Raw genomic sequence first — 17,953 nt, 5'->3', positions numbered from 1 at the left:
ATAAACACTAAATTAAGTAAACATGAGAAGATTTTTGCCTTGGATTATCATTGGAGGATTAGTTCTAGTAGCTATTATGTACTACATCAATGTAACTAACGGAGCTGTTGTAGTAGATCAAGCGGTTAAAAAAGAATGGGGTAACGTAGAAACTTCGTACCAAAGACGAAATGATTTAATTGGCAACCTGGTAAACACAGTAAAAGGAGCAGCTGATTTTGAAAAAGAAACTTTAACAGCGGTTATTGAAGCACGTGCTAAAGCAACTGCTGTAACAATTGACCCAACTAACGTGAGCCCAGAACAATTAGCGGCTTTTAACTCGGCGCAAAGTGGCGTGAGCAGTTCTTTATCTAGATTATTAGTTTCTGTAGAACGCTACCCTGAATTGAAAGCAAATGCTAACTTCTTGAAATTACAAGATGAACTAGCTAGTACCGAAAATCAAATTTTAACTGCTAGAACCCGTTTTAACGAATCAGTGGAAGTGTACAATAACTATGTCTTGAAGAATCCTAGAAAATTGTTTCTATCTGATTACAAAGAAAAAGCTGCCTTTAAAGCTGTTGCAGGAGCTGAAAAGCCTGTTGAAGTAAAATTCTAAGTAATACATCTTTACAAAAAATAACGATTTTTAATTATGGGCTTACCCCAAATTGAAAGTCGTTATTTGTAATTTTAAATCAAACACATGTCAAAAGTAGAAGATTTTTTAACCAAAGAAGAAGAACAAGAGATTGTTGAAGCTATTCGTATGGCTGAAAAAAACACTTCTGGCGAGATTAGAGTTCATATAGAAAAAACAACTTCCATGGATGCGTATGATCGCGCCATGGAAGTTTTTCATGAACTAAAAATGGATGAAACTGCGCTTCAAAATGGTGTTTTGATTTACTTAGCGGTAGAAGATAGACATTTTGTTATTTGTGGTGACAAAGGCATTAATGACGTCGTGCAAGATGATTTTTGGAATTGTACCCGAGACATTATGGTGGCTGAATTCAAAAAAGGAGATTTCAAGCAAGGTCTTATTGATGGAATTACAAGAGCAGGAGAACAGTTACAAAAATATTTTCCTTGGCTTGAAGGCGACATTAATGAATTATCAAACGAAATATCTAGAGGATAATGTTATTACAAAAGAAGAATTCCCTAATTTTCCTAAAACTGTTTGTTTGTTTGTTATTCACTCAAATTGGTTTTGCGCAATTTACCATTCCTGAAAAACCAACTTTACAGACTTCAGTTTATGATTATGCGAATGTTTTAAGCGCAACAGAAAAAGCACAATTAGAAGAAAAACTGATTAAATATTCTGATTCTACAACCACTCAAATTGTGGTGATTACTATAGAAACTCTTAAAGGAGAAGACATAGGTATCCTAACTCCAAAATGGGGACATGCCTGGGGAATTGGAGGAACTGCAAAAAATGACAATGGCGTTATTATTTTATTGGCTAAAGCCGAAAAAAAAATATGGATCTCAGCAGGTTATGGCCTGGAAGACCGATTGACTGCAGGTATTGGTGGAGAAATTACCCGCAACATTATTATCCCTGAATTTAAAGCGGGAAGTTATTACAATGGACTTGATAAAGGAACAGCTGCTTTATTTGATGTTTTCAAAGGAAAATACAAAGGAGAACGAGTTAAGAAAACCAAAGATAAAGGATTTTCCATTTTACCCTTAATCGTTATTGTCATCATTATACTGGTGCTAATATCCAGAAACAAAGGCGGTGGTGGAAATTCTGGTAACAGAGGTGGCGGCATAGGCCCAAGTCTATTAGACGTCATTATTCTGAGCAGCCTTGGAAGAAACAGTGGCGGAGGTGGTTTCGGCGGAGGTTCATCTGGTGGTGGATTTGGCGGAGGCGGTTTCGGCGGTGGATTTGGAGGCGGAGGTTTCTCTGGCGGTGGATCTGGTGGAGACTGGTAATCTAAAGTTTTTAAAAATATGAATACCCTATCAAATTGATAGGGTATTTTTTTTATATTTGGCACAAAATTAAAAAATGAATAATCGCGCATTTTTACTGCTTTTTTTGCTTCTCACCACTCTTGCTATGGCACAAGCACCTAAAAAGATAGACCACCAAAGTATTCTATGGACGCGCTATTACAACCAATTGCTGTTGAGTGAAAAATGGTCTTTACATTCTGAAATTGACAATAGAGTTTTCACAAAACCCATTCAGCAAAATGTTTATGTGTTGCGCGTACAAGGACGTTATAGAATAAACAGCCATCTGGAAACTGGTGCTGGTTTTGCTCATTTTTCGGTTACTACACAAATACCTGAAATCAATCCCGACTTTAGAATTCCTGAATACCGCGGGCAACAAGACTTGACTTGGAGAATCAGCGGCAAAAAACTAGTACTCAATCAGCGTTTTCAAGTAGAGGAACGCTTTATTAACAATGCTAACTCCTCAGGATTACTAGTAGGAAGTACTTTTTCATGGCGTTTAAGATACCGCCTACAGGGCGATTTTACGTTTTGGAAAAAAGAAAACCAAGCTATAAAAGCAATTCTCTCTGATGAAATCATGTTCAATGCTGGAAAATCTAACCGTAAAAACACCTTTGACCAAAATAGAATTTATGCAGCGATACATTTTCAAGCCAGCAACCATTTTTCGTATGAGTTAGGCTACCTCAACAGTTATCAAAGACGCTCTAGCGGTGTTGACTTTTTTGATAGAGATATTATCCGTTTGAGCGTATTTCATCGTTTGAATTGGAAAAATAAATCCTAAAAAAAAATCCCGAATTTCGTCGGGGACTGTGGTTTTGCGGATACAACGGATTAGCCAAATCTTCCAAATACAAGACCAATTTCACATTAAGCTTAATGCCCAAATCCGTTATAGCGCCTGTTGGTGAAAGTACCTTTCTGTAGCAATATGATTCCAAAATTCTATTTTCTCTTTCGTAGATTCTTCCAAATTATTAAATGTTTTCAGAGTGCATTCAAATTTATTTTTTAATTCAATAATTGAAACACAGTTTATCATATTAATAATCCTTAAAGCATTTTTTAAGTGCATTTTATTATCATTTGAATTTTTATGTAACGTGTCAGAACCATTAAGTTGAATTAATGAAATAAATTCTGAATGTGCATAATTTGAATATAATTTATAAGGAATTAGAAACATCTCGTTTTTTAATATACTATTATTTAGTAAAGTGTTCCAACTTTCTAAGCGAGGAACTCCATATTTATCAAGTTTAAATAAATGATTTTTGTCTAAACCTTTGAAGTATTTCGATTTTTTTGCTTCTCTCAATAATTCATTTATTTCATTAATTTCAGTATCTAATTTCTCCTGAATTTCATTCCTTATTAAATCTTTATCTTTTTCTGCAAAAAAATTTTGTCTTGATTTATAACCCGAAATCCGCCATATTAAAAAACGAAAATATTTCTCTTCGTCAGATAAATTATTATAGAAAAGATATTCCATAGTTAGGAAACTTTCTATTATTGCTCTAGTTAAGATATTTATCGAAGAAAAATCTAAAAATTGAATTGGACTTATTTTTCGTTCTGTTTCTAAAGTATAGCCTTTAGCAAGTTCAATGATACTTTTTGTAGTAATTAAAATTTTCACAGATAATGTTTCAATAAAAACTTCCCCTTCTTTCAACTTTGGTATATCATTATATATGGCTTCTATAACTTCTGTATACGCCTTAATTATTTGGTTTAATGAGTTAGTATTTTCCTTTTCATCTTCAAGATTGAATAATTCTTTTAAACCTAATTCTAATGGGAAGTCTTTCTTTTTCATCATTTTTTTTTGGCATTATCACTAACTTCTGGCGCTACACGAGGTTTAGGATTAAAGAAGCAAGATTTTTCGATTAAACACAAATTTCCTAAGTACAAAACCAACTTTAAATTCAACCTAATGCCCAAATCTCATGTAACGGCTGTTAGCCGACGTTTCTTTTTATAAAATCTTTGAATTTCGTTTTAAAATCTTTCTCAAACATATTCACATCAAATACTTTTCTACCAATTCCATTCTTAGTAGCAAAAATCATTGATTTATGAAATTCACTATCAAGACCTTCAACTTTTTCTTCATAAAATTTTGTAGAGCATACCCAAGTTTCAACATAAAATGCAAACATGTTTGTTAACCTTCTAAATGTTCGCTTTTCATTTTCCTTGAAGAATGTATTGACATATGGTTTAGCTAATTTAACATCATCTTTATGATAACCCATTAGAAGTTTAGACTTTCCTAAATAAGGAAAAAAGGAAATAAAGATAGCAGTTAATCTGTCCATGTCTTTTCGATGTTCCAATTGGTAATTATAAATCTCTTCAGGTGTCTCATAATTTATTATTGCATTAAGACATATTTCTTGCAGAGCGAATTCGCGCTGTTGAAATACAAACGATTCAGTATTATTTTTTAAATCTAACCACATTGCATCTTTAGAAAATTCCATATCTTTAATTCCAAGCTTATTTTGCTTAATTGTTGATTCCAGTATATTTCTATCAATGATTATATCTGTGTTTTTCAAAATACATTCGTGAAGTTTTATAACCACTTGTTTACGCCAAATTTCATTATGTAATGTTCTTAAAGCAAACAGTAAACAGGAAGTGTAATCATCAAAATCAATTTCTCCTTCAGTTTCTATTTTCTTAAAAACAGATGTATCATGTTCATTGCAAAATCCTAAAAATGTATATATTTTATTAATTCCATTTTTTTTAAATACAATATACTCTTTTTGAAAGTTGTCAATTTTTAATTCCCACAAATGTTTGTCTTCTGCAATCGAAGATAATATTCCGTTCTTTTGCATGATGTGAGAATTAATAGATTTATCAGTACATCCAGGATACATGCAGATATTTGTTTCAGATTTTGCTTTTTGGATACAATCTGTAAATATTTTTGCTATTTCGGGATTATCTGTTTTCAATATGGTTTTTTTTTGAAATATTGGCTAACTATTATATATGCACCATGAAACAAATCCAATCTATCCAATTATAGGCAGCTTCATGCCAATACAATAGTTCTTATTTTTACGAATATAACTACAATAATTATAGTAAAAAAGAAAATCCCTCAAACAATAAATAAATCTGTTATATGGTTTAAAAGGCAAAAAAAATAGCCCAAAGCAGTGTCCTTGGGCTTTTACAATAAACAATAAAAAAACCACTTCGTTACAAAGTGGTTTTCTATTCTTATTTCTCTCTAATATAAATATCGATTGGCACTCCTGAAAAATCCCAATTTTCTCTAATTTTATTTTCAAGGTAACGTTTGTACGGTTCCTTAACATATTGCGGCATATTGGCAAAGAATACAAACTGAGGCGTTTGTGTAGGCAACTGCATGCAATATTTAATTTTCACATATTTACCTTTGGTAGCTGGTGGCGGATAGGCCTCAATTACCTTAAGCATGAATTCGTTAAATTTAGATGTCGCAATACGTTGTTGTCTGTTTTCGTACACTTTTACCGTAGCTTCTAATGCTTTTAGCAAACGTTGTTTTGTTAATGCAGAAACAAAAAGAATAGGCACATCCGTAAATGGCATTAATTCTTCTCTGATTTTAGCTTCATAATCACGAGTTGACATCGTTTCTTTTTCAACTAAATCCCATTTATTAACTAAGATTACAACTCCTTTTCTATTCTTTTCTGCTAACCAAAAAATACTTTGATCCTGACCTTCAAAACCACGTGTGGCATCAATAATCAAAATACAAATATCAGCATGCTCAATAGCACGCACAGAACGCATTACTGAGTAAAATTCTAAATCTTCTTTTACCTTAGCTTTACGACGGATTCCCGCAGTGTCTACCAAGTTAAATTCAAACCCAAAACGGTCAAATTTAGTATCAATAGCATCACGCGTTGTACCCGCAATGTCCGTTACCATAAAACGTTCTTTACCAATCAAGGCATTGATAAAACTTGATTTACCAGCATTTGGTCGCCCAACTACTGCAAAACGTGGCAATACCACTTCCTCTTGAACCGGTTCTGGTTTTACCGGGAAAGCATCAATTAAAGCATCCAATAAATCTCCTGTTCCACTACCAGATATACTGGCAAACGTATAGTATTCACCTAAACCTAAGTTGTAAAACTCTAAGGCATCTTTCTCACGCATGGCGTTGTCAACCTTATTTACCGCTAGCAAAACTGGCTTAGTCACTTTACGCAACAAGCGCGCCACAACATCATCCATAGGCGTAATGCCTTCCTCAACATCAACCACAAAAATGATTACATCGGCCTCATCAATAGCCAGTTCAACTTGCTTGCGGATCTCGCCCTCAAACACGTCATCAGAACCTTTTATGTATCCTCCAGTATCAATTACAGAAAATTCTTTTCCGTTCCACTCGCTTTTACCATAGTTTCTATCGCGGGTCACCCCAGATACTGAATCTACAATAGCTTCTCTTCTTTGTATCAGCCTATTAAAAAGGGTCGATTTCCCTACATTAGGTCTTCCTACTATCGCAACAATGTTATTCATAATATAATTTGAAAATTCGTTTTTCCGAAACCTTATTTTTCCGTTTCGGGTGGCAAAGGTAGTGTTTAAAAGCGTGATTATCAATTTTTTTCGAATATTAGCCACATTAGCAAAACCTAACCACCTCATCTTCAAAACAAAACTCACAACCTTACCACTATCCTTTGTATTTATTCGTTCTTCGAATATTCTAAAATATCGCCAGGCTGGCAATCTAAGGCTTTACAAATAGCTTCCAAAGTACTAAACCGAACCGCCTTAGCCTTTCCTGTTTTCAATATGGATAAATTAGACAAGGTCAAATCTACCTTCTCCGAAAGCTCGTTCAATGACATCTTACGCTTGGCCATCATCACATCTAGGTTTACAATTATTGCCATAACTTAAATGGTTAGTTCGTTTTCTTGCTGCATTTCGATTCCCTTTTTTATAATTTGCCCAATTACCAATAAAATTACACTCATAAACCACCACACATCACCACCACCAAAACTTAAATCAGCAACATGAGGCATTTGTAGTCCGTCTTGAATCAAATTCTTAGTAAAGCCTGCTCCCCACAATGAAAAAAGACCAATTCCAAAAGAAATAGTAGCGACCAAATCAATAAATTTTCTCAAAAATTGATTAAAAGGCTGTGCCAAATCAATTTTTTTACTGTGAAAAACGAGTACTATATGGTAAAACAATACTGCTTTCAACACCACAACAATGCACATCAAAACTGTCAAAGTCACATAATGCGACTGGTTTAAATGATACAAAGCTGCCAAATCAACTTCTGTCCAAAACTTACTTGCCCCAGCTGGATTAAGCAGTAGCGTAAAAACAGTGTTAAAAATAAAGCCACCCGCCTGGATGCAAAGCCCCACAAAAATAATCCAAGATACCACTTGCACTACTTTAAAAACAAAATTGGTTTTTCTAGACATGATACAAAGTATTTAAAATTAAAATACAAATATATTAATGTTTATTGATAAACAATGAAAATACATCATTTTTCAAAATATATTTATTGCTTTTAAAATCACCAGGGACTATTCCTGCTCTCCATTGCAACTCCTCGTTCGAAAAGCTTTTTTTCTAATGCATTTTCTTGGGCTTCCTTTGGTCGCTCTGAAAACGCAAGAAAAAACAGCATTCTTACTACGGGGTTTTCATTACGATCAGGGCTAAAAAAAAATCAGTAATAAAGACGAACTCTATTACTGATTTCAATTATTGTGTGTGAATAAAAACCGAAAAAATACATTCACTGCTCACTTCCCACTTCCCACTTCTCACTATTCACTTCTCACTATTGATTATATCCAAAACGCTTCAACATATTCGCGTTACTTCTCCAGTTTTTGTTCACTTTTACGTAAAGCTCAATGTGAATTTGTTTTCCAAAAAATTTCTCTAAATCTTCACGCGCTTCTGTTCCTACCTTTTTTAAGGCGGCACCTTTGTGACCAATCACAATTCCTTTTTGAGTTTCACGTTCCACCATAATCAAAGAACGAATGCGAATGATATTGTCATCTTCAAAAAATTCTTCAGTAACAATTTCAACTGCGTACGGAATCTCTTTGCTGTAATTCAACAAGATTTTTTCACGAATGGTTTCATTTACAAAAAAACGCTCCGGCTTATCCGTCAGCTGATCCTTTGGATAATACGCTGGCGACTCCGGCAAAAGCGAAATAATTCTTTGAAAAACCTCAGGAACATTAAAATTTTGCAAAGCTGATATTGGATATATTTCAGCATTCGGAACTTTCTCTGTCCAAAAAGCCACTTGTTGCTCTAATTGTTCTTGATTCGAATTGTCAATTTTGTTCAATAAAAGCAGAACCGGAATTTTCGAGTGGATGATTTTATTAAAAAACGCTTCATCCTTAAGTTCCTGCTCTCCTATTTCGACCATATAAATCAATATATCAGCGTCTTCAAAAGCGGATTTAACAAAATTCATCATAGACGCCTGCATTTCGTAGGCTGGCTTAATAATTCCTGGCGTATCCGATAAAATTAATTGAAAATCTTCTCCGTTTACAATACCTAGAATTCTATGACGTGTTGTTTGTGCTTTAGAAGTAATAATTGATAACCGTTCTCCAACAAAGGCATTCATTAATGTTGATTTCCCAACATTTGGATTTCCTATGATGTTTACAAAACCTGCTTTATGTGACATTTCTATTATAATTTATTGTGCAAAGGTAGACATATCAAGTCAATAGACGAAATAAAACATTTTTAAAAAATTTTATTGGAAATACGGAAATTCGTTGTACATTTGCACCCGAAACAACGCGGGATAGAGCAGTAGGCAGCTCGTCGGGCTCATAACCCGAAGGTCACAGGTTCGAGTCCTGTTCCCGCTACTAAGGTAGCCTTATTGAGATTACAAAACGCACATCGCGGGATAGAGCAGTAGGCAGCTCGTCGGGCTCATAACCCGAAGGTCACAGGTTCGAGTCCTGTTCCCGCTACTAGAAAGCTTCAGAGAAATCTGGAGCTTTTTCTATTTAAAAATCTTAAGCAATTATAAATTTGTTTTCAGCATTATATATTCTTGAAAAGAATTCAAACTTAAGTAATAAAAAAAGTACTTCCGTTATACTTCCAAGAGCATTAAATCAATCTTAAAAGATATTTTTTTTAATTCTAAACTCTAATGTAATTTAACAAAAAAACCTGAGAAGCAAGCTTCACAGGTTCAGACAAACTAAGTTTATTAAACAACTAAATATTTAATATCAAATAATAGTCAAACTCTTTGATATTTGCATGCTAATCTTCAGAGGCAATAGCAGTATTTTTAATAGTATTTACTTCTAACAAAACCGCAACTCCTTTATTATTTATCATTGTCATATTCAACGTATCTAATACCGCTAAATCTCTAGTTATAAAACCATCAAACATATTATAGGAAATATTCATTTCTTTCAATTTATCTAATTTCTCAAGCTCTAAAGGAACTTGACCATTCATTTTATTATCGAATAAACTAAGGTTTTCAAGAGACGTCATATTTTCTATTTCAGAACTTAATTCTCCTACAAGTTTATTACTGTTAAGAAGTAATGTTTTTATTGTTTTAATATCATAAAGCGAATTCGGTATTTCACCTACAATTTCATTATTGAACAATGATAAAATCTCTAATTGCTTCAAAGCTCCTATTTGCATAGGTAACTCCCCTGAAATTGCATTCATATACAATTCTAAATTTTTCAAATTACTCATTTCACAAATTGAAGCTGGAATTGTTCCTGACAATTTATTAAAAGAAAGATTCAGTTCTTTCATTTCTTTTAATTTTCCTATAGCCGAAGGTATAGTTCCTGAAATTTTATTTTTGTGCAAATCCAATTTTTGTAAACTTACTAAGTTTAAAATTTCTTCAGGAATTTCACCAACCAAATTGTTATTATCTAAATTAAGGGAAATTACTTTATTGTCTTGTAATTTAACACCATGCCATGTAGAAATTGGTGATTCTAAATCCCATTTTACTTTCCACTGACCTCCATTTGTAGATTGATACAGTTTTACTAACGCTTCTTTCTCTGATTGAGACACATCAGCTAACATTTGAAATGAGAACAAAAGTGTTAAAAATAAAGTAGTAATATTTCTCATAGTCGTTGGTTTTTTTTCTTTATCAATTATAAAATTAAATAAAAGTTAGTTTGTTGACAAATATAATCGACGAAATACACTAATTTATATTTTTTATAGAGCAATATCTTACAATAAATCTCATTTTCTTAATATCACATAAATTAACTAAATTTGATTACTAATCTTTAAACCCAATTATATGGAAATCAATTTTCTAGCGCTTTTTGTCGCTGCTTTATCAACACTTGTAGTAGGATTTGTTTGGTACAATCCAAAAGTTTTTGGAACAATTTGGATGAAAGAATCCGGCTTGACGGAAGAAAATATGAAAGCAGGAAATATGCTCCTGATATTTGGATTGTCATTATTTTATGCATTTTTCATTAGTTTAATCCTTCAAATGTTAACAATACATCAATTTGGAGCTCTAGGAATGGTTGGCGGAGATCTTACTATCGCAAAACCTTCTTACGATGCATTCATGGCTGACTATGGATTAGCATTTAGATCCTTCAAGCACGGAGCTTTGCATGGCTTTATGACTGGGCTGTTTTTAGCATTACCTCTTATAGGAACTAATGCGCTATATGAAAGAAGAAGCTTCAAATACACACTTGTTACTGGTGGTTTCTGGATTGTATGCTTTATGATTATGGGAGGAATTATTTGTGCTTGGAAATAATTTTTCAAAAAAAAATAAATTTCGTCTAAGAATATTTCAAGACGAAATTTGTTTTTTAAGGTATTGCCTCAATGGCTTCGGCTAAATCTAAATCTTTATCTGTAACACCATTTGCATCATGTGTAGTAAGTCTAATTGTTACCTTATTATAAACATTAAATAATTCTGGATGGTGATTTCTTTTTTCGGCCATACATCCTACTTGAACTATAAAACCTAATGCTTGAGTAAAATCTGAAAAAACAAACTTTTTCTCTATTCCATCTGCTTCAAACTGCCAGTCTTTTAGCTCTTTTAACTTTGATTGAATTGTATCTGTTGAATAGGTTTTCATAATATATTTTTATAGTTTAAATAAAGATAGTTAATTAGGAGCCATTGAGAAATACTTTAACTTTATTAACTAATTTTGAAAAAAAATTTCTCTTCAATCTTGACAACACATTATTCTTTTAGAATTTATAATGCTACAGCACAACTTCCTTCTAACTGGGATGACTTAGCTGTTTCAACCGTTTTTTTATCCAAAAAGTATCTAGAAATCTTAGAAAAATCACCTCCAGAAAATATGGTATGCCATTTCATTGGATTATTTGAAAATGAAACTTTAGTTGGTATTGCACTTTCTCAATTTTTAGATTTAAATCTACTGAAATCTTTTGGAGACAGAGACAAATGCATTAAAACTATTGTTCGAAATTTAGTTTTCAGGAATTTTGGGTCTCATGTTCTTGTAATTGGAAACAACATGCTAACAGGGCAAAATTCTTTTGCTTTTTCTGAATCTATTGATAAAAAGAAAGCTATACTTGCCTTGAGATCAGCTGCATCAGCATTGGAAAAGATTTTTCAATCCAAAGGAAAAAAAATTCATATTACCACTTATAAAGATTTCCACAAAGAAGATATTGCGAATTTTGATATTCCTGAATTTAAAAATGACTATCAGTTTTCGACACAACCTAATATGGTTTTCAAAATTGATAAGAACTGGAAATCAGAACAAGATTACATAGACTCACTTTCAAAAAAATACAGGGACCAATACAAGCGAGCCCGAAAAAAAGCCACCGTTATTGAGAAAAAGAAAATGCATTTAGAGGATATTATTGCACTAGAAGATACAATTTATGATTTGTACCTTCATGTTGCCCAAAATGCTCCTTTCAATACTTTTTTCCTACCCAAAAACCACTTTAGAGTTTTCAAAGAAATATTTAAAGACAAATTTCTTTTTTATGGCTATTTTATTGATGAAAAATTAATCGGATTTAATACTTTAATAAAAAACGGTCTTGTTATGGATACCTATTTTCTTGGGTATGATGAAAGTATTCAACGCGAAAAAATGTTGTATTTAAATATGTTGTATGATATGATAGCATATTCCATAAATAAAGGCTTTAAGGAAATCATATTTGCAAGAACTGCATTGGAAATTAAAAGCTCGGTAGGTGCTAAGCCTGTAAAAATGTATGGATTTATTGCCCATAGCAATCAAATAGTCAATTTGTACATGTCAAAAATATTTAGATATTTAGAACCCGAAACCAATTGGCAAGAACGAAACCCATTTAAATAGTACCAACTATTTAATTTTGGAAACCGCTACTTTCATTTGTTTTGGTAAAATGTGGATATCCAATTTTGTTTCTTTTCCACAATATTCACCGTCAATCTGAAAACTAACGGGAATGTTGGTAGTGACAACCGCTTTATTAGTAGAAATTATTTCAACATCAATGTTGTCCACAGGCATATTTCCGGTAATGATTTTACCCAATACAAGTAAATCCATATTTTTTAAGATAACCAATTCAAATTTACCATCGTCCATTACGCCATTTGGATTTATGGAAACTCCAGTTCCATATTTTTGCGAATTGGCAATGACAATCATTCTTGCCTCACATTCAATAGTAGGGAAATCTCCGGTGATGGTTGCAATAAACGGGTCATCTAAATCAATCAAGGTTGATACTGTTTGCAAAGCATAACCCCATTTGCCTCTTATGCTACCGCTTTCATAATTCTTAATCAATTCTGCATTTACACCCAAATCACTTAAATGAATACTTTTTTTACCATTAATGGAAATCATATCAATTTCCATATAATCATTTAAGAAAGCTATTTCTAAGTTTTCTTCGGTTGTGGTTGGTAAATTTAAATCTACAGCTAAACCATTTGCAGACCCAGCCGGTAAAATTCCAATAACAACATCATGCGTTTCCATGGCTTCAGCAACCATTTTTATTGTTCCGTCACCACCAGCGACTATAATTCGTTCCGGGAGATAGGTATTATATAATGCTTTTATATTTTCAATATCTGATGTCCCGGAAGTATTATAAATTACAAGATTTAAATTTTGGTTTCCTGCAAAAATTGTTGTTGCATCAATTAACTCTAATTTGTCAACATCGCCAGAGATAGGATTTACAACCAGCAAAATATTCTTTTTCAAACTTTTTCTTCTTTTATTGATTAAAAACAATTAATTTCAACAACATTCAAAAGTACTACAATAAATGAAACCAATTTTAAAATTATATCGAGGCTATGCTAATGAACAGGAATTGATTGTGATGGGACATGTTTTTAAACCAACAACAATTCAAGAATATAATTTTCAGAAAAAAAACCTAAAAAATGCTACTTCGGTAATTAAAATGTTTCAAATAAAAACACAGGCCAACGCCGATGTTTACTTAGAACACAACAATGCCAAAATTCATACCAAAACATTAGTAGATGGTTATTTTAAATTTTGTATTCCATTAGATCAAAACACTAATTATGGATGGATTGATTATGAAGTAAGTATTGTTTACAAAAATGAATCCATAACAACCCGAGACAGCTACATCCGTCCTCACAAAGGAAATTTAGGAATCATATCTGACATTGACGATACTTTTTTAGTTTCGCACACGATGAATCCATTAAAAAAATTATATGTTTTATTATTTAAAAATGTAAACAAAAGAAAAATCTATGAAGATGTTGTGACACACTATCAGGCTTTAAGTACTGCCGGAAGGGAAAATAAAGAGGAATTCAATGCTTTTTTCTATGTTTCCAGCAGCGAATGGAACCTATATCGTTTTATAACAAAATTCACCGAAATTCATAAACTTCCAAAAGCAGTATTATTATTAAAGGATATTAAAACAAGTCTCACTGATTTTTTCTTGACTGGCAGAGGCAATCACAATCATAAGTTTTACAAAATAAAACACATTTTAGAATTTTATCCCAATTTAGAATATGTACTTCTTGGTGACGATTCGCAACACGATCCATTTCTATACGAGGCAATTTGCAAAATTTTTCCAGTAACTGTAAAAGCTGTTTACATTCGACAAACTGGAAAAACTAAAAAAGTGAAAGTAACTGCGATTTTAAAAAATTTAGAAACCTTGAACGTTTCTGTTTGCTATTTTCAAAATAGTAGCGAAGCCATAGAGCATTCAAAAATGATTCGAATTATTGTATAAAAAAAGAGTTCCAAAAAAAATGGAACTCTCGTTTTTACAAATTATCTATTTCTTCCTGAACAACTTCCCAATCTAATAGCAATTTGTCCAACTCTGCTTTTTTCTTGTTGTATGCTGTAAAAAATTTAGCATCCTCAATATGTTTGTCATAATTAGAAGTCAGCATCTTATCATCGTTCTGAATGTCTTTTTCTAATTGCTTGATTTGGCTCTCTACTTTACTCAATTTATTTTGTAAAGCTTTACCTTTTTTCTGATCTTCATAAGAAGCCTTGTTACTTTCTTTGGGTGCAATCGCTTTTTGAGCATCTTTTTTCTCTACTTCACGCATATTTTCCATATTGCGTTGCTCCAAGAAATAGTTGATATCTCCTAAATATTCTTTTATTTTTTGATCTTTAAATTCATACACTAAATTTGACATTCCCTGCAAGAAATCCCTATCGTGAGAAACCAACAATAAAGTTCCACCAAACTTTTGAAGTGCGGCTTTCAAAACATTCTTAGATTTGATGTCCAAGTGATTCGTAGGCTCATCCATCAACAGCACATTAATGGGCTGCAAAAGTAATTTACATAACGCCAAACGGTTTCTTTCACCTCCAGAAAGGACTTTTACCTTTTTCTCTACATCATCGCCTCGAAACAAGAAAGACCCCAGCATATCACGTACTTTCATTCTGTTTGTATCCGCTGCAGCATCTTCCATGGTTTGCAACAAAGTGATTTCGCCGTCCAGATACTCTGCCTGATTTTGAGCAAAATAACCCAACTGTACATTGTGTCCTAACTTAATATTTCCTTTATATTCGAATTCGTCAACAATAGCTTTAATAAAAGTCGATTTTCCTTGACCATTTTGTCCCACGAAAGCAATTTTGCTTCCACGTTCCACTAACAAATTGATATCTTTCAAAATCGTTTTATCACCGTAGCTTTTAGTTACATTTTCAGCTTCTATAACTACTCTTCCCGGTTCTTTTGAAACTGGAAAAGTAATATTCATCACTGAATTGTCATCTTCATCAACTTCGATACGTTCAACTTTATCTAATTTTTTGATTAATGATTGTGCCATTGATGCTTTAGAAGCTTTAGCACGGAATTTTTCAATTAATTTTTCCGTTTCTTCAATCTTTTTAGCTTGGTTTTTTTGCGTTGCCAATTGCTTCTCACGAATTTCATGACGCAATTCTAAATATTGAGAATATGGCTTATTGAAATCATAAGCCTTGCCAAGAGATATTTCGATCGTCCTGTTGGTCACATTATCTAAAAACATTTTATCATGCGAAACAATTACCACTACTCCAGGATAATTTCTCAAGAAACTTTCTAACCAAATGATACTTTCTATATCCAAGTGATTCGTAGGCTCATCCAGCAACAAAACATCATTGGCTTGTAATAATAATTTTGCTAATTCGATACGCATCCTCCACCCTCCTGAAAATGTCTCAGTCTGATTATCGAATACGTCTCTTTTAAATCCTAAACCCAAAAGAATTTTCTCGGTATCACCCACATAGTTATAACCACCTAACAATTCAAAACGGTGTGTATATTCGGACAGGTCTTCTATTATTTGGCTGTATTCATCACTTTCATAATCCGTTCTAGTAACTAACAAATGATTGATTTCCTCGAGCTTTTTCTCAACAATTTTTATTTCTGTAAAAGCTTCATAAGCCTCTTCCAAAACCGTTCTTCCTTGTTCAAAATCAATGTCCTGACGTAAAAATCCCATACGGAGATCTTTCTCCTGAGAGATAACACCTGAATCAGGTGCAAAATCTCTCGCCAACATTTTAAGCATGGTAGATTTTCCCGCTCCGTTCTTCCCAACAAGACCAACACGGTCTCCGGCCCCCAAACGAAAGGTAACTTCTTCAAATAAATAAGTACCACCAAACGAAACGGATAAATTGTGTATATTAAGCATGTATTGTTATTTTAATCCTTTTCGAATGCGTAATTTTGTAACTCTAAAAAGGAAAATTTAAATTTTTTGCAAATGTTAAAAAAAGGATCCAAATTATATAGCATTTTAACAGGAACTTGTCCTAAATGTCAGAATGAGAGTATGTATTTGGAAAAAAATCCATTTCATTTCAATAAAATCCTGAAAATGCATGAAAATTGCAGCCATTGTAATTTAAAATATCAAATTGAACCTTCTTTTTTTTATGGAGCAATGTATGTCAGTTACGGATTGAATGTTGCTATTGGTACAGCTACCTTTGTAATCTCATTTGTAATCTTTGAGTCTAGCCTAAAAGTGGCTTTTATTGCTATAATTGCATCACTTATTGTCTTGTTCCCATTTGTCTTGCGGTGGTCAAGAAATATTTACATCAACATGTTTGTTTCTTATGACCCAAAAACAAACCAAAAATGATACTACTGCTGTTTTTTGGGCTGAAATCTTTTAATATCAATTTCTTTATTTAGCGGGAATTGATTTTCAATGTTTTCAAATAATGCTTTTGCCATTGCAGGTCCCAGCATTACACCTCTTGTTCCCAAACCGTTTAGTATATGTATTGATTCATAATTTTGATGCGTTCCTACTAATGGTCTTCTATCTTTGACCGTAGGTCTAACGCCTGCAAAATGCTCAATAATATCAAAATCACAACTAATAATTTCTTTTATTCTATCTACTAATTCCGTTTTTCCTTCCTCTGTAGGTAAGTCAGTTTTATCTTTCCAGTTATATGTTGCCCCAACCTTAAATAAATCATTCCCAAGTGGTAAAATAAAAACACTCGTGTTAATTATTACATCTAAATTCAGTTTAGGTGCTTTAATAATAAAAAGCTCCCCTTTTGTTCCGTCCAGAGGCAAACTATTAAAATAAGGGTTGGCATGCATACCAAAACCTTCTGCAAAAATGATATGTTTAGCGTGAATATCTTTATATCGAATACCGTTACTTTCAATTTGCAAAGCATCATAATCAAATGCTTCATCTCGAAATAAATTGTCTTGTTTTAGATACTCAACATAATTATTTAAAAGCAAAGCAGTATCAACATAACCTGTTTGTAAAACTTCGCCATATCCGTAGGGAGAATCTATTCCAATATACTTTATATTAATTAACTCTGTTGATAAAAAAGGAGCAAGCGCTATTTTATCCGAAGCAGCAAACCAATTATTCTGTTCTTCGACAGAAAAAAATTTTCTTAAAATGGGACTTTTGAAATCAATTTTACAATTTAGTTTTTGTTCCAAAAAATTATAAAATTCATTCATAATCTCTAATTGCTCTTGAGCTTGCCAAACCTCACTAAAACGCTTTAGAATAACAGGATTATACAAACCTCCAGCAATTTTAGATGAATTCTGGGAATTGTTATCCAGTACCAGAATAGATTTATCATTACGCAAAGCAATCTCTGAAAATGAAATACCCGCTAAACCAGAACCTATAATTAAGTAATCAATCATTTGAAATTTTGCCTTTAAAATAAATGCAAAGTAAAGACATTAAAACAAAAAAACCCTTACCATTACAGGAGGGCACTGAAAAACTTCGCTTATTTTGATTAGAGTCGTTTTTTAGACAATAAAGAAACGCTTATAACAGGATTTTAAACATCCGTTATAAGCG

The 17,953-nt window shown here is 32.7% G+C and carries 19 protein-coding genes and 2 tRNA genes; 10 read left to right on the top strand and 11 right to left on the bottom strand.

Annotation, left to right across the window (positions count from 1 at the left end):
- Positions 1 to 22 precede the first annotated feature (22 nt).
- From DFR66_RS11165 to DFR66_RS11150, 4 genes are all read left to right on the top strand, one after another.
- Positions 23 to 604 (top strand): LemA family protein, encoded by a 582-nt coding sequence (locus DFR66_RS11165; protein WP_114754926.1) that lies wholly within the window; start codon positions 23 to 25, stop codon positions 602 to 604.
- Positions 605 to 691: 87 nt separating this feature from the next.
- Positions 692 to 1,129 carry a TPM domain-containing protein gene (locus DFR66_RS11160; protein ID WP_114754925.1) on the top strand — a complete coding sequence of 146 codons (438 nt, stop codon included), beginning with the start codon at positions 692 to 694 and terminating at the stop codon, positions 1,127 to 1,129.
- The gene (locus tag DFR66_RS11155) at positions 1,129 to 1,941 is read left to right on the top strand and encodes a TPM domain-containing protein (RefSeq protein ID WP_114754924.1); all 813 of its coding nucleotides are present in this window, start codon (positions 1,129 to 1,131) and stop codon (positions 1,939 to 1,941) included. Before DFR66_RS11160 ends, DFR66_RS11155 begins: the two co-directional genes overlap by 1 nt.
- 76 nt (positions 1,942 to 2,017) lie before the next feature.
- A complete protein-coding gene (locus DFR66_RS11150; RefSeq protein WP_114754923.1) occupies positions 2,018 to 2,761 on the top strand; it encodes a DUF2490 domain-containing protein in 744 nt (247 codons plus the stop codon).
- 108 nt (positions 2,762 to 2,869) lie between these two features.
- Here the strand turns inward: DFR66_RS11150 and DFR66_RS11145 are convergent, their stop codons facing one another.
- The 6 genes from DFR66_RS11145 to era all read right to left on the bottom strand — a co-directional run bounded on the left by DFR66_RS11145 (position 2,870) and on the right by era (position 8,719).
- Complete coding sequence (locus DFR66_RS11145; RefSeq protein ID WP_114754922.1) at positions 2,870 to 3,802, bottom strand: DUF5677 domain-containing protein; 933 nt, start codon at positions 3,800 to 3,802, stop codon at positions 2,870 to 2,872.
- Positions 3,803 to 3,944: 142 nt separating this feature from the next.
- Positions 3,945 to 4,955 carry a hypothetical protein gene (locus DFR66_RS11140; RefSeq protein ID WP_114754921.1) on the bottom strand — a complete coding sequence of 337 codons (1,011 nt, stop codon included), beginning with the start codon at positions 4,953 to 4,955 and terminating at the stop codon, positions 3,945 to 3,947.
- A 271-nt stretch (positions 4,956 to 5,226) separates the two neighbouring features.
- Entirely contained in the window at positions 5,227 to 6,537 is a 1,311-nt protein-coding gene (der, locus tag DFR66_RS11135) for a ribosome biogenesis GTPase Der (RefSeq protein WP_114754978.1), read from the bottom strand.
- Between the two features lie 170 nt (positions 6,538 to 6,707).
- Positions 6,708 to 6,917 (bottom strand): helix-turn-helix domain-containing protein, encoded by a 210-nt coding sequence (locus DFR66_RS11130; RefSeq protein ID WP_086453359.1) that lies wholly within the window; start codon positions 6,915 to 6,917, stop codon positions 6,708 to 6,710.
- Positions 6,918 to 6,920: 3 nt separating this feature from the next.
- Positions 6,921 to 7,469: a DUF2975 domain-containing protein gene (locus DFR66_RS11125; RefSeq protein WP_114754920.1), complete on the bottom strand. Its 549-nt coding sequence runs from the start codon at positions 7,467 to 7,469 to the stop codon at positions 6,921 to 6,923.
- A gap of 368 nt (positions 7,470 to 7,837) precedes the next feature.
- Positions 7,838 to 8,719, bottom strand: coding sequence for a GTPase Era (gene era / locus DFR66_RS11120; RefSeq protein WP_114754919.1), 882 nt, complete (start codon positions 8,717 to 8,719; stop codon positions 7,838 to 7,840).
- A gap of 117 nt (positions 8,720 to 8,836) precedes the next feature.
- On the opposite strand from era, the gene DFR66_RS11115 reads away from it, so the two are divergent.
- Together DFR66_RS11115 and DFR66_RS11110 are read left to right on the top strand one after the other, a co-directional pair.
- Positions 8,837 to 8,909 (top strand) — tRNA-Met (locus DFR66_RS11115).
- 35 nt (positions 8,910 to 8,944) lie between these two features.
- Positions 8,945 to 9,017 (top strand) — tRNA-Met (locus DFR66_RS11110).
- Between the two features lie 301 nt (positions 9,018 to 9,318).
- Here DFR66_RS11110 and DFR66_RS11105 read toward each other — a convergent pair.
- Positions 9,319 to 10,173, bottom strand: coding sequence for a leucine-rich repeat domain-containing protein (locus DFR66_RS11105; RefSeq protein WP_114754918.1), 855 nt, complete (start codon positions 10,171 to 10,173; stop codon positions 9,319 to 9,321).
- 181 nt (positions 10,174 to 10,354) lie between these two features.
- Here DFR66_RS11105 and DFR66_RS11100 point away from each other — a divergent pair, with 181 nt between their 5' ends.
- Positions 10,355 to 10,837, top strand: a complete 483-nt coding sequence (locus DFR66_RS11100; protein WP_114754917.1) for a DUF1761 domain-containing protein — start codon at positions 10,355 to 10,357, stop codon at positions 10,835 to 10,837.
- A 55-nt stretch (positions 10,838 to 10,892) separates the two neighbouring features.
- On the opposite strand, the gene DFR66_RS11095 is transcribed toward DFR66_RS11100, so the two are convergent.
- Positions 10,893 to 11,171 carry a 4a-hydroxytetrahydrobiopterin dehydratase gene (locus DFR66_RS11095; RefSeq protein WP_114754916.1) on the bottom strand — a complete coding sequence of 93 codons (279 nt, stop codon included), beginning with the start codon at positions 11,169 to 11,171 and terminating at the stop codon, positions 10,893 to 10,895.
- Positions 11,172 to 11,270: 99 nt separating this feature from the next.
- Between DFR66_RS11095 and DFR66_RS11090 the strand changes: the two genes are divergently transcribed.
- The gene (locus DFR66_RS11090) at positions 11,271 to 12,419 is read left to right on the top strand and encodes an 8-amino-7-oxononanoate synthase (protein WP_114754915.1); all 1,149 of its coding nucleotides are present in this window, start codon (positions 11,271 to 11,273) and stop codon (positions 12,417 to 12,419) included.
- Between the two features lie 6 nt (positions 12,420 to 12,425).
- Here DFR66_RS11090 and DFR66_RS11085 read toward each other — a convergent pair whose 3' ends face one another.
- Entirely contained in the window at positions 12,426 to 13,304 is an 879-nt protein-coding gene (locus tag DFR66_RS11085) for a diacylglycerol/lipid kinase family protein (RefSeq protein ID WP_114754977.1), read from the bottom strand.
- A 64-nt stretch (positions 13,305 to 13,368) separates the two neighbouring features.
- On the opposite strand from DFR66_RS11085, the gene DFR66_RS11080 reads away from it, so the two are divergent.
- On the top strand, positions 13,369 to 14,337 hold the full coding sequence (locus DFR66_RS11080; protein WP_114754914.1) for an App1 family protein: 969 nt from the start codon (positions 13,369 to 13,371) through the stop codon (positions 14,335 to 14,337).
- 34 nt (positions 14,338 to 14,371) lie between these two features.
- Here the strand turns inward: DFR66_RS11080 and DFR66_RS11075 are convergent, their stop codons facing one another.
- Entirely contained in the window at positions 14,372 to 16,279 is a 1,908-nt protein-coding gene (locus DFR66_RS11075; protein ID WP_114754913.1) for an ABC transporter ATP-binding protein, read from the bottom strand.
- Between the two features lie 72 nt (positions 16,280 to 16,351).
- Here DFR66_RS11075 and DFR66_RS11070 point away from each other — a divergent pair, with 72 nt between their 5' ends.
- Complete coding sequence (locus tag DFR66_RS11070; protein WP_114754912.1) at positions 16,352 to 16,735, top strand: DUF983 domain-containing protein; 384 nt, start codon at positions 16,352 to 16,354, stop codon at positions 16,733 to 16,735.
- Positions 16,736 to 16,737: 2 nt separating this feature from the next.
- Here DFR66_RS11070 and DFR66_RS11065 read toward each other — a convergent pair whose 3' ends face one another.
- Positions 16,738 to 17,790, bottom strand: a complete 1,053-nt coding sequence (locus DFR66_RS11065; protein ID WP_114754911.1) for an NAD(P)/FAD-dependent oxidoreductase — start codon at positions 17,788 to 17,790, stop codon at positions 16,738 to 16,740.
- Between the last annotated feature and the right edge of the window lie 163 nt (positions 17,791 to 17,953).

This window comes from Flavobacterium glaciei (genome assembly GCF_003350545.1).
GTDB classification, from domain to species: Bacteria; Bacteroidota; Bacteroidia; order Flavobacteriales; family Flavobacteriaceae; genus Flavobacterium; species Flavobacterium glaciei.
Note: the sequence above shows the minus strand (reverse complement) of the source record. Positions and strands in the feature narration are given on the sequence as shown.

Bases quoted from the DNA above. Each gene is read 5' to 3' on its own strand.
- DFR66_RS11165 (WP_114754926.1), top strand. From the start codon at position 23: ATGAGAAGATTTTTGCCTTGGATTATCATTGGAGGATTAGTTCTAGTA.
- DFR66_RS11160 (WP_114754925.1), top strand. From the start codon at position 692: ATGTCAAAAGTAGAAGATTTTTTAACCAAAGAAGAAGAACAAGAGATT.
- DFR66_RS11155 (WP_114754924.1), top strand. From the start codon at position 1,129: ATGTTATTACAAAAGAAGAATTCCCTAATTTTCCTAAAACTGTTTGTT.
- DFR66_RS11150 (WP_114754923.1), top strand. From the start codon at position 2,018: ATGAATAATCGCGCATTTTTACTGCTTTTTTTGCTTCTCACCACTCTT.
- DFR66_RS11145 (WP_114754922.1), bottom strand. From the start codon at position 3,802: ATGATGAAAAAGAAAGACTTCCCATTAGAATTAGGTTTAAAAGAATTA.
- der (WP_114754978.1), bottom strand. From the start codon at position 6,537: ATGAATAACATTGTTGCGATAGTAGGAAGACCTAATGTAGGGAAATCG.
- DFR66_RS11130 (WP_086453359.1), bottom strand. From the start codon at position 6,917: ATGGCAATAATTGTAAACCTAGATGTGATGATGGCCAAGCGTAAGATG.
- DFR66_RS11125 (WP_114754920.1), bottom strand. From the start codon at position 7,469: ATGTCTAGAAAAACCAATTTTGTTTTTAAAGTAGTGCAAGTGGTATCT.
- era (WP_114754919.1), bottom strand. From the start codon at position 8,719: ATGTCACATAAAGCAGGTTTTGTAAACATCATAGGAAATCCAAATGTT.
- DFR66_RS11105 (WP_114754918.1), bottom strand. From the start codon at position 10,173: ATGAGAAATATTACTACTTTATTTTTAACACTTTTGTTCTCATTTCAA.
- DFR66_RS11100 (WP_114754917.1), top strand. From the start codon at position 10,355: ATGGAAATCAATTTTCTAGCGCTTTTTGTCGCTGCTTTATCAACACTT.
- DFR66_RS11095 (WP_114754916.1), bottom strand. From the start codon at position 11,171: ATGAAAACCTATTCAACAGATACAATTCAATCAAAGTTAAAAGAGCTA.
- DFR66_RS11080 (WP_114754914.1), top strand. From the start codon at position 13,369: ATGAAACCAATTTTAAAATTATATCGAGGCTATGCTAATGAACAGGAA.
- DFR66_RS11075 (WP_114754913.1), bottom strand. From the start codon at position 16,279: ATGCTTAATATACACAATTTATCCGTTTCGTTTGGTGGTACTTATTTA.
- DFR66_RS11070 (WP_114754912.1), top strand. From the start codon at position 16,352: ATGTTAAAAAAAGGATCCAAATTATATAGCATTTTAACAGGAACTTGT.
- DFR66_RS11065 (WP_114754911.1), bottom strand. From the start codon at position 17,790: ATGATTGATTACTTAATTATAGGTTCTGGTTTAGCGGGTATTTCATTT.